Genomic DNA, 14,002 nt, shown 5'->3' with positions numbered 1-14,002 from the left:
ATCAGTTTTTATATTTTTGTGCCATACGTTCAATCATTTCTGTTATTTGCTCACGAATCTTTGTTGGCTCCAGCACTTCCACATTGTCTCCAAAAGAAAGAATATAGCAGTACAGACTATAGTCATTCGGAATTTCTATCTCTGCGTACAAGTTTCCTTGCTCATCTTATTTGACTGGACAATCCAGTTCATCATATACTCTGAAAGCAGCTTTTTTATTAAATTTCAGCTTGACTCGTACGACCTCTTCTAATCGCGCTTCTTTTTCCAAGCTCACATTGTCAAAGTTATCTGCAAAATGTTGTGGTAAAAGCTTTAGCTCGCTTATGCGAGAAAGTTTAAAATAACGAAAATCATTTCGTACTAAGCAAAATGCATGAAGATACCATGATTATCCTTTAAAAAGCAGGCGAACTGGTTTTACTTGACGCTGGGTACACTCTTCTTTGTTGCTAACATACGAAAAGGAAATCACTTGCTTACTGATGATTGCATTTTTCAAATTCTGAAATAGCTCTTCATATTTCTTGCTATTGGACCAGCTGGTAAAATCTACTTCTATCCAGTTTGGTTGGTTCAATTTAAATAAAGCCGATAGTTTGGTCAAAAGCTCGTTTTCATGCAGAAGACCCGTAACCCCTAATCCTTGTAAAGCAACCAACAGTTGCTCTTTTTCTGATTGATTAAGCAAAGAACTATTTAGTACAAAATCCTCCGTCAGTCGAATGCCTCCATCTCTGCCTTGCATGGTGTAGATTGGAATGCCCGCACTGCTAAGTCGGTCAACATCTCGATAAATCGTTCTAACAGATACTTCAAATTGTTCTGCCAGCTCCTTCGCTGTAACATTATCTCTTTCTAAAAGAACATACACTATTCTAAATAATCTACTCTCTGTCATAGACCGTGCCTTTCCATGAACACCTTATCTCAATTTCTCTAAAATCTTTTGAAAAGTCTCTTGATTGCTCTGCCAGTACAATATATCAGGCACCTTTTTAACTTCTGTCCACATAAAATCAATGTGCTCATCAGAAATATGAATATCTTTTTGCTTTGTTTCCACAAGAAAAAGTGTTTTAAAAATGGTCAAGTCTTCATCAATAACAACTGTGTGATGACCGACTTGCAACAGTTTTGTTAGCTCGATTTCCAGTCCAGTTTCTTCAAAAATCTCACGAATACAAGCTATTTCAGGACTTTCATCACTTTCAATACCACCAGTAATCGGTTGCCAGAAAGAACGTTGTTCAGTTTTAACTTTTAAGAGCAAAATTTCCTTAGCAATCGGGTCATAAATCCAGGCTTCAATAGAATATTTCATCGCAGTAGTCCCATTTAAAATTTAGATTTCACTTCTTCTCAATCGGCGCAACACTTGCCAACAGTTTCTTTAATCCAACCTCTGGGAAATTGATTTTCAATTCTTGGCTACTGCCACTGCCTGACACTTCCAATACCGTTCCGTCCCCCCATTTTTTATGGTGAGCAATATCACCGATAGCCCAATCAATAGTCGGCTGATTAGCAGCTACATTCTTACCAAATGGCAACTGGCGCGAGGAAATGCTGCTCGGTGCAGCTTGCCGCTTGCGTTCCTGCAATGCTTGAGCGAGACTCATTCCTTGACCAAACTGAACAGCTTTGCCATTCACATAGGAAGCTTTAAAGGATGTATTAGCAGGTCGAGCCAAGCCTTGATAATCTAGCAAGCTTGAGTTAATTTCATTGAGAAAACGAGTTGGACGATTGTAATTGGTTTTTCCGTATAGCAGGCGCGAGTTTGCATTGGTTAGGAACAAGACTTTTTCAGCACGAGTAATTCCGACATAGGCTAATCGGCGCTCTTCCTCTAGCTCATCTTCATCTTCTGCCGCACGACTAAGTGGGAAGACATTTTCTTCCATACCGATAATGAAAACCACTGGAAACTCTAATCCCTTGGCAGCATGTAGCGTCATAAGTGTCACTTCTGAGCTTTCCTGATCGCCATCATCTGTATCCGCAATCAAAGCCAAATCATTGAGAAAACGGCTAAGTCTGTCTAAACCAGTCTCTTCAGTATCATTTTCTGGATTTTCGTCAAAATTCTTAGTAACAGAAAGAAATTCTTCGATATTTTCAATCCGAGCCTGACTTTCCAGCGTAGCTTGAGCTACTAATTGCTCGGTGTAACCAGTCTTTTCAAGCACCAGCTCTACCACTTCTGTCACGGTCAACTCGTCCAATTGCTCGCGCAGATTCAAAATGAGATTGGCAAAGTCAAAAACAGCCTGAGCAGCTTTCCCCTTAACAGGTGAGAGCATAATCTGTGAAGAAGCATCCAAAAGAGACATCTCTTGACCAGCTGCAAAATTACGAATTTTCTCCACTGTACCCGGTCCGACACCCCGTTTAGGCTCATTCACAACACGCTCAAAACTGATGTTGTCGCTAGTATTAGCGATGAGATTAAGATAGCTGATGACATCTCGAATTTCCTTACGACTATAAAACTTAGTCCCCCCCACCATAGTGTAAGGAATATTAGCTTTTAGAAGAGCTTCCTCAATATTCCGAGATTGGGCGTTAGTTCGATAAAGAACAGCAAAATCCCGATAGACATAGTCAGATGTGCTAGATAGCTCATCAATGGTTTTAGCTACAAAGAGAGCTTCGTCTTGCTCATCATTAGCCCGATAATAAACAATATTTTCACCATCAGCATTTTGTGTCCAGAGATTCTTTGGACGGCGGTTGCGGTTGTTTTTGATAACATCATTAGCAGCTTGCAGAATGGTCTTAGTTGAGCGATAATTTTCCTCCAGAAGAACAACTTTAGCTTCAGGATAATCCTTTTCAAAGTCCAAGATATTCTGCATATCAGCACCTCGCCAGCCATAAATAGACTGGTCGGCATCTCCAACCACACAAATATTTTTAAAGCGTGAAGCTAACAGTTTAACTAGTTGGTACTGAGCGTGGTTCGTATCTTGATACTCGTCCACATGGATGTATTGATAACGCTGCTGGTAATAAGTCAACACATCTGGATTTTTATCAAAAAGCCGCAAGGTCAGCATGATTAAGTCATCAAAATCCATCGCCTCCGACTGGCGGAGTTCCTTTTGATACATTTCATAGCATTTCGCTACAATCTCTGTGTACATGTCTCCTGCTAAAGCTGCATAGGCCACTTCATCAATCAAATCATTTTTCGCATTGGAAATCGTCCCTAAAATAGATCGTTCATTCCACTTTTTAGGATCTAAATTGAGCGTTTTAAGTATTCGTTTCATCAAAGTTCGCTGCTCGCCAGGATCGACAATCGTAAAATTGCGGTTATAGCCGATATGGTCAGCTTCCCGACGCAAAATCTGCACGCACATTGAGTGAAAAGTCGCAATCAAGCAATCCTCTGTCGCTGGATTGAGAGTGTAAGCACGCTCCTTCATCTCACGAGCTGCTTTATTGGTAAAGGTAATCGCTAAGATATTCCAAGGATTGACTAACTTTTCATCAATCAAATAAGCAATACGGTGAGTTAAAACACGGGTTTTCCCAGACCCAGCTCCTGCCATAATCAGTAAAGGTCCTTCCGTTGTTTGAACTGCCTCCGCCTGACGGTCATTCATACCAGTTAATAAGGGATTCATCTTTTTTCCTCTTTCAAAGTCAATGATTCTATTATAACAAAAATCACTCATAAGCTAAACTAGAAAAGAAAATCTTTGCTTTAGTTCTTCCTCATAAAAGTTTGAAAAATCATTTAAAAAGCGTTATAATAAACATTCTGAAAGGAAAACGCATGAATAATCCAGCAAAGAATCTTAAACTCGCAGAGCGTGGTGCTATCTTAGCCATTCTAGCCTATATCGTTTTATCCATTGCTAAAATCATTGCCGGATCTGTCTTACAATCCTCCAGTTTGACAGCCGATGGTTTTAATAATGTTTCAGATATTGTTGCTAATATTGCCGTTTTAATAGGACTTCGTATGGCACGCAAGCCAGCTGACACGGACCACAAATTTGGTCACTGGAAAATTGAAGATTTAGCTAGCCTTATCACTTCTCTTATCATGTTTTTTGTCGGATTTGATGTTTTAATTGATACCGTTCAAAAAATCATCTCTAACCAAGAAACGACTATCGATCCCTTAGGCGCCATCGTCGGGATTATTTCCGCTTTGGTCATGACAGGAGTGTATTTTTACAATAAAGCCTTAGCAAAAAAAGCTCAGTCTAAAGCACTCGACGCAGCTGCCAAAGACAATTTATCTGATGCTATTACTTCGCTTGGTACAACCATTGCAATCATCGCAAGCGCCTTCAATTTCCCGATTGTAGATAAACTGGTCGCTATCGTCATTACCTTTTTCATCCTTAAAACGGCTTATGAAATTTTCATGGAATCTTCTTTTAGTCTATCAGACGGCTTTGATGAAAATCTTTTAAAAGAATACAAAGAAGCCATTTTAGAAATTCCTAAAATTTCCCGTGTTAAATCTCAAAGAGGGCGAACCTACGGTAGCAACATCTATCTTGACCTCATTTTAGAAATGAATCCCGACTTGTCTGTCTATGAAAGCCACGAAATTGCCGATCAGGTTGAAAATATGCTCAAAGAGCGCTTTGGTGTATTTGATATTGACATCCACATTGAGCCTGCTCCTATCCCCGAAGATGAAATATTGGACAATGTTTATCGAAAGCTCTTTATGAGAGAGCAATTGGTTGATCAGGGAAGCCAATTAGAGGATTTACTAGCACCTGAATTTGTGTACATTTCTCAGGATGGCTGCCAAATGAACAAAGAGGAATTTCAAATCGAAAAAGGAAAACAATCTCCTATCAGAAATTTCCAATTAACTTCTATCAGCCAAAAAACCAAACTAATTTGCTACGAAGAAGACGGGATTATTCATACCAGCCTTTGGCGTCGTCACGAAACATGGCAGAATATTTTCCATCAGGAAACACGAAAAAACGAGAGCGAACAACAGTCGTAATGCCATAGAAACCGACTTTCTTATCTCGCTCCCACAAGGCTAATAAGGAATTTTGCTATAAAAATAAGGCTGAGATAAAAGTATTCTCAGCCTATAATTTTTAGGAATTTATCAGTAAAGCAAACTAATTTGGCCCTCATTTCTCACAATCAATAAATCATCAAACCCCAAGCCCTCACTAAGATGATACTCCTAGCGAAAACTTTGGGTTTTGTCTTTACTTCTTCTGTGGGTGATTGGGGCAACAATCAGATGTTCTCTCATTTTTTGACTTCATCTGCCACAATATCCTCACCAAACCACTTGTCTGCTATTTTTTGAAATTGACCTGTTTGATATAATTTTTTAAATGCTTGGTTTATATTTTCAACGAGCTGCTTATCCGTTTTTCTAGCGCCAACTGCAAATGATTCACTATCAAATCCGGCTGGGAAAACATAATAATCCTGCAAAATCCCCTCTTCTTTTAAATAATAATTGGCATAAACTCGGTCAATCAACAATCCATCAATCCGGCTATTTTGCAAATCAATCAACGCCTCTGTAAAACTTTGATATTGAGCAGCTTTGTGATTTTTAACTAGATTCTTCAAAAGCTCCGGATGAGCTTCAAACTCATCGTAACCCGAAGAACCCGTCTGAGCACCAAGAATTTTATCCTTCATGTCAGCTGTTTTTGCAATGTTCGATGATTTTTTAGTAACCAGTACTTGTTCATTTTTCATATAAGGAATGGTGAACTGTACTTTCTTTCGTCGCTCATCAGTTGCCGAATACCCATTCCAGATAAGATCAATCGTTCCATTTGTGAGCTCAGTTTCTTTCATGTCCCAATCAATCGGCTGCCAATTCACTTTTATCCCATATTCTTTAAAGACAGCATTTGCCAAATCAATATCAAAACCAACATATTGACCATTTTTTTGTTCAAATCCCATAGGAACAAATGTATTGTCAAAACCAATAGTAATGCTCTTTTTTTTGTTGGTATTTTGACCAATTATCTACTTTAGGGGTGCTAACGTTGCTACAAGCTGTAAGGAGCAAAAAGAGAATCAAACCACAGATCGCAAGAACATAACGTTTTATCTTCATATTCTCCTCCTATTTAGGCTGAACTTTAAGAATCGTATCTGCGATATTTTCCGCAAACTGCAAATCATGGGTCACTACAATTTGCGTCATTCCTAGCTCACGATTCTGAAGAATCAACTTTTCAACTTCAAGACGCAATTCCGGGTCCAATGCGGAAGTTGGCTCATCATAACCGATAATTTCTGGGTCAATCATCATCGCACGAGCTAATGCTACACGTTGTTTTTGACCACCTGATAAAGAATAAGGATAAGCATTTACATGTTCTGCTAACCCCAATCGGTTCAATAAGCTAATTGCTTTCTTTTCTGCATCCTCTTTTGCGACATTTTTTGTTTTAATGGGTGATAAAGTTAAATTCTCAAGAACCGTTAAATGTGGAAATAGCTGAAAATCTTGAAACACAAATCCCAATAAATTACGTTTTTCAAGTTCATCCAAGGGCAGCTCTTCTCCATTATAAATAATGTCACCCGAATCAATTGTTTCCAAGCCAGCCAACATCCGCAATAATGTCGTTTTCCCGCCGCCAGACGGTCCTACAATGGCAAGGATTTGCTTTTCTGGCACCTTTAAATTCAAGTCGGAAATAATTTGCTTTTCGCCAAAACGTTTGCTAATATTCTTTAATTCTAACATAAGCGCCTCCTACTTATAATAACTATATCTCTTTTCAACTTGCTTCGATACAATCGTCACAAGACCAATCAAGACAAGGTAAATAGCCCCTGCTATAAACATCGGTGCTAAACTCGCATCACGATTGGCTGCAGTCCGACTAGCCAAGATTAAGTCGGAAACACCAAGCGCATAAACAAGGGATGTATCTTTTACCAACGTCATCACTTCATTAAAGACACTCGGAAGCACCACTTTGACAACTTGCGGTAAAATAATAAACCGTATCGTTTGAAATGGTGTAAACTTCAAAACCTTAGCCGCCTCATATTGCCCTGCTGGAATAGATAAAATCCCACCACGGAAAATTTCGGCGAAATAAGCAGCATAATTTAGCGTGAATGCTATGATAGCCGCTGGAAGCCGATCCAAACGCACACCAATGCTTGGCAAAACATAATAAATAAAAATCAGTTGTAGCAAGAGAGGTGTACCGCGCATAATCCAAATATAAATATTTATAAGCCAATGAAGCAGCTTAAAGTGGATCTGCATTAAAAAGGAAATCACAATTCCAAGTGGTATGGATAAAACTAAGACTAAAACAAATACTTGCAAAGTCACCAATGCGCCATTCAATAAGCTTGGCAAAACTTCAAAAATATAGTTCATGCGTACACCTCCTAAATAAATATTTATCATTATATCAAAAATTTTTATATTTTCAACATCTTTTTGCAAATATATCCATAAATTTTTACTAAATATCGCAAAAACTTCATTTTCCAAAGAATAAAAAAACAAAATAGTTGAACTACTTTGTTTTAATAAATCCAAATTGATTAAACGGGAGTACTCTAAATGAGATAACTCCTTTAATTTGTTTCTCTGTAATCAAGCCAAACTTCCGACTATCTTCCATATCTTGCCGATTATCATTCAGAATCAGATATGACTGCGCTGGAATTTTATTTGCATTCGATTTAGTTAATGTCTGAATGGTGAAATCATGAGTGAAATAACCTGTACTAGTAGCTTTTGCTAAGTATTCTTCCTTAGCCTTCGTTAAATAATCTTCTGACTTGATTTTATTATTTAAGTAAAGAACATCATCCATATAAACAACGGAGTCATTTCCTAGACCAATGACACGTCCGACATGCTCTTTTCCCTTCACCTCGTACAAGACAAAATCATCTCTTTTGATTTCTTCGTTTTTATTGGCAACAACAACATCTTTATCTTGTAAAAAATGATTCGCATCTTTTACAGTAATCCTGTATGGTGTAAAAATAAAAATTCGCAAACAAGCAATGATTACCACAACAATAGATAAAAAAATAACATTCCTAATTAAATCTCTTTTAACCATAGTCTCTCCTCTTCTTCTACTCATTATATCATGTTTTCAGAAAATAAACAAAGGTAGGAAAGTCAACTGTTATCTCTGCTCCCATTTGCAACTAAAAAGCCTATCAATCAGATAATCGTTGGATTGATAGACTAGTTTTTTCTGAATGAGATAGATTACCGTACTGTACGGATACGCATTGTGTTTGTTCCACCAGTTCCGACTGGCACACCAGCTACAATCACAATATTGTCGCCAGATTCTACAAGACCACTTTCAAGAGCAACTTTTTCAGCAACTTCAAACATATCATCAGTAGATGCAGGTTTTTCAGTTACTACTGGAATAACACCCCAGTTCAACATCAATGAACGTTGTGTCAATTCATCGAATGTAATTGCCAAGATATCAGCATCTGGACGATACTTAGAAATCAAACGAGCTGTATTTCCTGATTCAGTCATTGTTACGACCAATTTGATGTCCATTGAGTTTGTAGCATCTTTAACAGCTGAAGCCACAACTTCTGTTTTAGAACTACGTGCGTAGTCAACTGATGACAAGCGTCCATACTCGTTCAATAGAGTTTGAGCGTTTTTATCAATTGTAGCCATTGTTGTTACAGATTCAAGTGGGTATTTACCATTTGCAGATTCACCTGAAAGCATTGTCGCATCTGTTCCATCAATAACAGCGTTAAATACGTCTGATACTTCTGAACGAGTCGCACGTGGTTTTTCAGTCATTGTTTCAAGCATGTTTGTTGCTGTGATCGCAATTTTACCAGCTGCATTGACTTTTGTGATAATCATTTTTTGGTAAACTGGAACCATTTCAAATGGTACTTCAATACCCATATCACCACGAGCAATCATGATACCGTCCGCTACTTCAAGGATTTCATCCAAGTTTTCGATACCTTGTTGGTTTTCGATTTTAGCGAACAATTTCACATGTCCATTACCAGTTTCTTCACAGATTGCGCGAACTTCGTTGACGTCTTTTGCAGTACGTACGAATGAAATAGCGATAAAGTTGATTCCTTGTTCAAGACCAAAACGAATATCGTCATTGTCACGTTCAGCAAGTGCTGGGAAAGGAATTTTTGTATTTGGAATATTAACACCTTTTTGTTTAGCGATAATACCGTCGTTTTCAACTTCTACTTCAAATTCACGTGTAGCAGGATCTTTTGCAATAACGCGAAGACCAAGTTTACCGTCATCAACAAGAACTTGTTTTCCAACTTCAACATCGTCATAGATATCAAGTGCACCTGCTACGTTCAAAGCAATAACTTCGCGAGTTGATTTGATACCTTGTTTAGTTGCAACACGGATTTTTTCACCTGTTTTGTAAGAATATTCTTTAGCATCGCCTTCAAATAATTCTGTACGGATTTCAGGACCTTTAGTGTCAAGAAGGTAACCAACTTTTTGACCAGCAATTTCTTCAGCACGATGAACAGTAGCCATACGGTCACCTTGCTCTGCGTGGTCACCATGTGAGAAGTTGAAACGGAAAGTGTTAGCTCCAGCTTCGATCAATTTAGCGATATTTTGCGCTGAAGCTTCAACGTCAAGTTTTTCGCCCCAATATCCGTCTTCACCGAATCTTTTACCACCACGGATTTCTACCGCAGGACCTAAAGTTGCAACGATTTTTACACGTTTATTCATGATATATGAAAACTCCTTTTTATTTAATGGTCTTTATGACCAGGATAACAAATTAAAATTACATTGAAATGCTACGGTTTAATTTAGCGAGATCAAGATCAGCTTTGTGTGGATTATTAACAATAATCTTGCCGTCTTCAGTTAAACTAAACAAAGCACCTTCTTCTGCTGTACCGAGGATTGGATTTTCAACCATTTGTTCGTTGCGAATACCAACTGCAACACCACCAATGCCCTTTTTAAGAAGGCTAACAGCATGAGCACCCATACGTGAAGCAAGAACACGGTCACGTGCAGTTGGTGAGCCACCACGTTGAATATGTCCAAGTTCGGTCACACGGAGGTCACTCACATCACCAGCTTCTTTCAATTTCTTGCCAAACTCATTCGCCGACATGACACCTTCTGCCAGAACGATAATGTTATGTTTCTTACCTTCTTCATAGCCACGTTTAATGCTAGCGACGATATCTTCAATCTTGAATCCTTCTTCGGGAACGATGATTTCATCGGCTCCTGTAGCAATACCAGCCCAGAGAGCGATGTCTCCAGCATTGCGTCCCATGACTTCAACAACAAAAGTACGACGGTGACTAGATGATGTGTCACGAATCTTATCAATGGCGTCCATTGCAGTTGTTACAGCAGTATCAAAGCCGATTGTAAAGTCTGTACCAACAATATCATTGTCAATCGTACCAGGAAGTCCGACAGCTGGAAAACCATGTTCTGTCAAACGCATAGCACCATGGTAAGAACCATCACCACCGATAACTACGACTCCTTCAATACCATGTTTTTTAAGTTGCTCAATCCCTTTTAATTGTCCTTCTAATTGGGCAAATTCTGGATAACGAGCTGAGTGAAGGAAAGTACCACCACGTGAAATAATATCTCCAACTGATGCAGCATCAAGTGGATAGATCTCACCAGCAACCATACCGGCATAACCGTCATAGATACCGTAAACTTCCATTCCTTCTGAAATTGCTTTACGAACAACTGCACGGATAGCAGCATTCATACCAGGGGCATCACCACCACTAGTCAAAACAGCAATACGTTTCATTCGTTTGTGCTCCTTTTTCTTTTTACATTCACCCTTGATTATACCACAATCAAAACCAAAATTCTTCTTTTTTCCTAATTTTTTATTGATAAATCGTTTTCATGGTTATTTTTTTCAATTCTTCTTGTAATTTCTCTGATTTTTGAACACGATATTGAGTAATTGCTACTGTTTTTCTTTCATTTTCATATCGAAGAACAACCGGAATATCTCCTCGAAATTGTCGTAAAATAGCAGATATTGCTGCATCGCTTTCATGATCTTCTACTTGTATCCAAAAACGTTCGGTGATAGCTTCCTGCAAATCATTTAAAATTAACTGCAAACGCTCCTCGCGTTTTTGAACCCGACCAGTCAGATAATAGAAACCTTTTTCATGCAAACCTTTGCTGAACTGTTTAAAAGCATCTGGAAAGACTGTTACCTCCATTTTTCTTTTAGCATCACTCACTTGTAAGAAGGCCATATTTTCACCCGTTTTGGTACGGATAACACGAATGGACAAAATCTCTACTAAAATCGTTGCATGATTGTTTTCAACCAAGTCTTGAATAGGGGTAAAGGCTTGAGTAGCAGATTTTGCAAGTTTTACCAAGGGATGCTCGCTCAAACCGATACCGATAATTTCTTTTTCTAACTCAAATTTTTCTGCTTCTGTATAATCCTCTGCTTCTGTCCAGCTATAATTTGTATCTGCAAAAAGACTACCCAGCTCATCCGCAAAGACAAATAAATTCGGAAGATTTTGCAGGATTTTTTGACGATTTTTTTCAAATACATCAAATAAACCAACTTGCACTAAAGGAGTTAGTAACTGAACCTTATGATATTGCGTTGGCAACTTCAAAACGAAGTCTTCTACATTTGAAAAAGGACGATTTTCAATAATCCAATAAGCAACATCACGTGGTAAGCCTTTGATATTTTTTAACCCTAAATAAATCTGCTTGTCTTGAAACTTATCTCTATAAGGAATGTTATTGATATTTAAAGAAGCAACTTGGAAGTCGAATTCTAGCGCATCTGTGATGTAATCACTGCTTGAATAATTCAGCATAATATCAAAGAAAATATCAGGATAATGTGCCTTAAAATAAGCCAACTGAAAAGCAAGTGCAGAATAGGCATAAGCGTGACTACGGTTGAAGCCATAACCTGCAAACTTTTCCATAACTGCAAATACTTCTTTTGCTTTAGTTTCAGAATGCCCAAGTTCGAGAGCTCCTGTGACAAACTCTGCTTCCATTTTGTGCATTTCGGCAACATTTTTCTTCCCCATAGCACGACGTAAAATGTCAGCCTTCCCCAGTGAAAAGCCCCCAAACCGTTGCGCTACTTGCATTACTTGCTCTTGATAGAGCATAATGCCGTAAGTTGGCGCCAAGATGTCTTCCAAACTTGAGTCCAGCATTTCTACTTTTTCTTGTCCATGCTTTCTTCTGACAAAATTATCTATATAGTCACTAGCTCCTGGACGATTGAGTGAGGTTGTTGCAACCACTTCTTCAAATCGAGCTGGCTGCACTCGTTTCAAAAGGTTAATGGCACCTGCTTGCTCAAATTGAAAAATCCCTTTAGTTCTGCCAGCAGCAAAAAGCTGTAAGGTTGCTGTGTCTTCTAAGTTAATCTTTGCAATATCAATAGCGACACCGTATTTCTCCAAGGCTGCTTCTTTCATTCGTTGGACAAAGGTTAGATTGCGCAAGCCAAGGAAATCCATCTTGAGCAGACCGTTACTCTCAACACCATGCGCATCGTATTGCGTGATATACATATCTTCCCCATATTTAAGCGGAATGTGATCTGTCAGGTCATTGTCACTCATCACGACACCTGCTGCATGGATAGAAGTTTGACGAGGATTTCCTTCGATTTTTTTCGCAATTTCAAAAGCTTTTTGATATTCCAGCTTACTGTTGATAATTTGGCGGAAAGACATATTTTTTTCATAAGCAGATGTCAGATTATCACGGAAACTAATTTTACGGGTAATATTGGTCAATTCATACTCTGGAACACCGTAGCGTTTAAAAACATCACGAATCGCTTGCTTAGCTCCAAAGGTCGAATAGGTCACGATTTGAGCTGCATGCATGGTTCCATAGCGATCGCGGACATAGCGGATAAATTCTGGACGATAGACATCAGGAATGTCAATATCAATATCGGGCATAGTATAACGTTCCACATTTAAAAAACGCTCAAAAAGGAGGCCCTTTTCGACAGGATCAATCCCTGTAATCTCTAGCGCATAGGCAACTAGGCTTCCAACGGCAGAACCACGTCCCATGCCCATATAATATCCCTGACTGCGACCAAAGCGCAATAAATCCCAGACAATCAAAAAGTAGTCGTCAAAACCCATTTGGTGGATGACAGACAGCTCTTGCTGCAATCGTTCTTTATAAATCGAACCATTCAGCCCTTTTTTCTCCAAGCCTGCTTCTGCCCGTTCTCGTAGTTCCTTTACCGCTGATTGTTCTGGATTAAAGCGCGGTAATTTTAACTCTGTATTGATTTCATAATGAATGCCTGCAACTAGCTGCTTTAAATTATCCAGACTTTCTGGATAATTTTCTTGAAAGGATTGTGTGAATTGCTCAGGTGATAAGAGGTAGTCGTGATTTGGCAAATTTCCAACTTCCCGCAAGCTACTATTTTCACGAATGGCACATAGCATTTGCAAGGTTTCTAAATCCCCTGTATCAAAATAGCGAACTGTCTGCAAAGGCAAGGTTGGATGAGGAAACGCCTGCTTAGGAGTGTCAGAAAATACGCCAATATAAAACTCTCGTCCCAAGTCTAAGGCTTCAATGCCCTCAAACACAGGCACAATAACCGCTATTCCTTCCAATAAATGCTGAAATTCTTCCCACTTGCTTTTTCCTATCATTTTTAAAGTAGAAAGTTTCATTAAATTGCGATACCCTTGACTATCAAGAGCTAGAAAGCGAAGATTAAGAGGAAGTCCAGCGTAATCCAAGGTCATTTCCACGCCTAAAAGCGGCTGAATTCCTTGCTCGATCGCCGTTTCCATGAAATGATAAACTCCATAGAGATTGTCAATGTCCATTATCCCTAGAGTTTGATAGCCTAAATTTTTAGCTGTTTCTACATATTTTTTTATAGAAATCAAACTATCCATAAATGTATAAACAGTTTTGGTATCTAATTGAGCAACCACGGCATCCTCCTTTGAT

9 protein-coding genes and 2 pseudogenes are annotated in these 14,002 nt (G+C 38.7%); 1 reads left to right on the top strand and 10 read right to left on the bottom strand.

The features are described 5' to 3' along the window. Position 1 precedes the first annotated feature (1 nt). From HMPREF3249_RS04745 to pcrA, 3 genes and pseudogenes are all read right to left on the bottom strand, one after another. A pseudogene (locus HMPREF3249_RS04745) lies at positions 2–901 on the bottom strand (helix-turn-helix transcriptional regulator). A gap of 24 nt (positions 902–925) precedes the next feature. Beyond that, positions 926–1,324 (bottom strand): NUDIX hydrolase, encoded by a 399-nt coding sequence (locus tag HMPREF3249_RS04740; protein WP_059220819.1) that lies wholly within the window; start codon positions 1,322–1,324, stop codon positions 926–928. A gap of 28 nt (positions 1,325–1,352) precedes the next feature. Further along, positions 1,353–3,635: a DNA helicase PcrA gene (gene pcrA / locus HMPREF3249_RS04735; RefSeq protein WP_049533733.1), complete on the bottom strand. Its 2,283-nt coding sequence runs from the start codon at positions 3,633–3,635 to the stop codon at positions 1,353–1,355. A gap of 152 nt (positions 3,636–3,787) precedes the next feature. Here pcrA and HMPREF3249_RS04730 point away from each other — a divergent pair, with 152 nt between their 5' ends. Then, positions 3,788–4,990, top strand: a complete 1,203-nt coding sequence (locus tag HMPREF3249_RS04730; protein WP_022525000.1) for a cation diffusion facilitator family transporter — start codon at positions 3,788–3,790, stop codon at positions 4,988–4,990. A 260-nt stretch (positions 4,991–5,250) separates the two neighbouring features. Here HMPREF3249_RS04730 and HMPREF3249_RS04725 read toward each other — a convergent pair. The 7 genes and pseudogenes from HMPREF3249_RS04725 to HMPREF3249_RS04695 all read right to left on the bottom strand — a co-directional run bounded on the left by HMPREF3249_RS04725 (position 5,251) and on the right by HMPREF3249_RS04695 (position 13,986). Further along, positions 5,251–6,085 (bottom strand): annotated as a pseudogene (locus tag HMPREF3249_RS04725) (amino acid ABC transporter substrate-binding protein). A gap of 9 nt (positions 6,086–6,094) precedes the next feature. Then, the gene (locus HMPREF3249_RS04720) at positions 6,095–6,724 is read right to left on the bottom strand and encodes an amino acid ABC transporter ATP-binding protein (RefSeq protein ID WP_003029281.1); all 630 of its coding nucleotides are present in this window, start codon (positions 6,722–6,724) and stop codon (positions 6,095–6,097) included. 9 nt (positions 6,725–6,733) lie between these two features. Beyond that, positions 6,734–7,375 carry an amino acid ABC transporter permease gene (locus tag HMPREF3249_RS04715; RefSeq protein ID WP_049533853.1) on the bottom strand — a complete coding sequence of 214 codons (642 nt, stop codon included), beginning with the start codon at positions 7,373–7,375 and terminating at the stop codon, positions 6,734–6,736. A gap of 142 nt (positions 7,376–7,517) precedes the next feature. After that, positions 7,518–8,075, bottom strand: coding sequence for a signal peptidase I (lepB, locus tag HMPREF3249_RS04710; protein ID WP_003042836.1), 558 nt, complete (start codon positions 8,073–8,075; stop codon positions 7,518–7,520). A 155-nt stretch (positions 8,076–8,230) separates the two neighbouring features. Further along, entirely contained in the window at positions 8,231–9,733 is a 1,503-nt protein-coding gene (pyk, locus tag HMPREF3249_RS04705) for a pyruvate kinase (RefSeq protein WP_003024114.1), read from the bottom strand. 58 nt (positions 9,734–9,791) lie between these two features. After that, positions 9,792–10,802: a 6-phosphofructokinase gene (gene pfkA / locus HMPREF3249_RS04700; protein WP_003042339.1), complete on the bottom strand. Its 1,011-nt coding sequence runs from the start codon at positions 10,800–10,802 to the stop codon at positions 9,792–9,794. An 82-nt stretch (positions 10,803–10,884) separates the two neighbouring features. After that, a complete protein-coding gene (locus HMPREF3249_RS04695) occupies positions 10,885–13,986 on the bottom strand; it encodes a DNA polymerase III subunit alpha (protein ID WP_070867499.1) in 3,102 nt (1,033 codons plus the stop codon). Positions 13,987–14,002: the final 16 nt, after the last annotated feature.

Origin of the sequence: Streptococcus sp. HMSC36C04 (genome assembly GCF_001839535.1) — a bacterium.
In the GTDB taxonomy this organism is placed as follows: Bacteria; Bacillota; Bacilli; order Lactobacillales; family Streptococcaceae; genus Streptococcus; species Streptococcus hominis.
The sequence above is the reverse complement of the archived record's forward strand: the minus strand, read 5'-3'. Positions and strand labels throughout refer to the sequence as shown.

Coding starts and splice junctions, on each gene's coding strand:
- HMPREF3249_RS04740 (WP_059220819.1), bottom strand. CDS start 1,324: ATGAAATATTCTATTGAAGCCTGGATTTATGACCCGATTGCTAAGGAA.
- lepB (WP_003042836.1), bottom strand. CDS start 8,075: ATGGTTAAAAGAGATTTAATTAGGAATGTTATTTTTTTATCTATTGTT.
- HMPREF3249_RS04730 (WP_022525000.1), top strand. CDS start 3,788: ATGAATAATCCAGCAAAGAATCTTAAACTCGCAGAGCGTGGTGCTATC.
- HMPREF3249_RS04715 (WP_049533853.1), bottom strand. CDS start 7,375: ATGAACTATATTTTTGAAGTTTTGCCAAGCTTATTGAATGGCGCATTG.
- pyk (WP_003024114.1), bottom strand. CDS start 9,733: ATGAATAAACGTGTAAAAATCGTTGCAACTTTAGGTCCTGCGGTAGAA.
- pcrA (WP_049533733.1), bottom strand. CDS start 3,635: ATGAATCCCTTATTAACTGGTATGAATGACCGTCAGGCGGAGGCAGTT.
- pfkA (WP_003042339.1), bottom strand. CDS start 10,802: ATGAAACGTATTGCTGTTTTGACTAGTGGTGGTGATGCCCCTGGTATG.
- HMPREF3249_RS04720 (WP_003029281.1), bottom strand. CDS start 6,724: ATGTTAGAATTAAAGAATATTAGCAAACGTTTTGGCGAAAAGCAAATT.